The organism is Anaerobacillus alkaliphilus (assembly GCF_004116265.1).
Taxonomy (GTDB): Bacteria; Bacillota; Bacilli; order Bacillales; family Anaerobacillaceae; genus Anaerobacillus; species Anaerobacillus alkaliphilus.
Map to the genome: position 1 here is coordinate 1 of NZ_QOUX01000063.1, position 350 is coordinate 350.

A 350-nucleotide genomic window follows, 5' to 3' on the forward strand; every position below is an offset into this window, starting at 1 on the left:
GAGGTTGATAGGTCTCGGGTGGAAGCACGGTGACGTGTGGAGCTGAGAGATACTAATAGGTCGAGGACTTATCCTAAAAATAAGAATTGAATTTTACTCAAGTCTTAAATGTGTGTTATCTAGTTTTCAGGGAATGACCCTGTAGAAATTATGAATTACCAATTATGAATTATGAATTGTTTATAGCTTCTCGAAGAAGCTCAAAGAACAATTGAACATTCACAATTGACAATTCACAATTGAATAAAATCTAGTGGCGATAGCGAAGAGGTCACACTCGTTCCCATGCCGAACACGATCGTTAAGCTCTTCAGCGCCGATGGTAGTTGGGGGTTTCCCCCTGTGAGAGT

1 rRNA gene is annotated in these 350 nt (G+C 40.6%); it reads left to right on the plus strand.

Annotated elements, in window-relative coordinates:
• Positions 1 to 249: 249 nt before the first annotated feature.
• Positions 250 to 350 (plus strand): 5S ribosomal RNA (gene rrf, locus DS745_RS24345); the annotation flags it as partial.